Raw genomic sequence first — 933 nt, 5'->3', positions numbered from 1 at the left:
CGGGGGATGGAATCCCGGAGTCAATCGGGTGAGTACTCACTGGAGCGTTTTATATTTAATTGCGCCTAGCTACTTACTGCTGCACCCAAGCTGATTCCAATGGCAATTTCGATCGCAATGTTGCCGAATGCTGCACCAATGGCAGTACCGACTCCAACGCCGATCGCCATTCCTATAGCCATGTATATATCTTTGCCTGCAAACATATCTATATCTATCCTCCAACCCGACATTGGCTTATGGATAATCGATGGCTTTCTTTTTAGGTATTTCAACCAACACCGAGAGCGCCAGCAAACTTAGCCCCAAGAGTTTAATGACAGCATTGATGGCGTGAGCACATTCCCATTGATCTCGATAGCGTGCCCAGTTTGCCGGAACTGGGTGAGTCAGCCATTGAGCAAATTCAGCATTCATCGGTGCCACAAACAAGATCCAACTCACAAATGCCAGCACCAAAAGCAATGCTCCACTCAACGTTCAATAGAAAATTGAACGGTGTTTGCGGACTAAAAAAGCCAGTACCATTGCCGCTAGAATTGCACCGATTTCAAACGCTGCACCAACTGAGCCAAATAGTCGATAGACGTTTTTAAAAACTGTTACCTCAACCCAAAGTTGTTGGTCAAATTTCATAAGTTGCGGCAATTCTAGTAAATGTGCCATAGATAAGCTGAGACTCAGCGAAGTCGGCATAATTGTGATGAATCGCCACGTTTGTATGAGTGTCATTTTTTCAACCTCTTCCGTTGATAACTGAGTCAGCAAAACTGGGCGAGATCCGAGAAAGCAGAGCTAAACCGTAACTACTCAGGTTGAGGGATAGTCGGATTGCCCAAGAACACTTGCTTGAGTGCGTCCAATACATTGAATCCTTGCTTCTTGAGCGTGGAAATGTAGCCCCGAATGCGACCAAACATTTGCGCCCCTTCG

At 46.0% G+C, this 933-nt stretch carries 2 protein-coding genes; both read right to left on the bottom strand.

Going from position 1 to position 933, the window contains the following annotated elements:
• Positions 1-237: 237 nt before the first annotated feature.
• Positions 238-477 carry a hypothetical protein gene (locus C7B65_RS29110; RefSeq protein WP_223257542.1) on the bottom strand — a complete coding sequence of 80 codons (240 nt, stop codon included), beginning with the start codon at positions 475-477 and terminating at the stop codon, positions 238-240.
• A gap of 3 nt (positions 478-480) precedes the next feature.
• On the bottom strand, positions 481-732 hold the full coding sequence (locus tag C7B65_RS29105; RefSeq protein ID WP_223257541.1) for a hypothetical protein: 252 nt from the start codon (positions 730-732) through the stop codon (positions 481-483).
• Between the last annotated feature and the right edge of the window lie 201 nt (positions 733-933).

It is taken from the genome of Phormidesmis priestleyi ULC007, assembly GCF_003003695.1.
Lineage (GTDB): Bacteria > Cyanobacteriota > Cyanobacteriia > Leptolyngbyales > Leptolyngbyaceae > Phormidesmis_A > Phormidesmis_A priestleyi_A.
The sequence above is the reverse complement of the archived record's forward strand: the minus strand, read 5'-3'. Positions and strand labels throughout refer to the sequence as shown.

Coding starts and splice junctions, on each gene's coding strand:
- C7B65_RS29105 (WP_223257541.1), bottom strand. CDS start 732: ATGACACTCATACAAACGTGGCGATTCATCACAATTATGCCGACTTCG.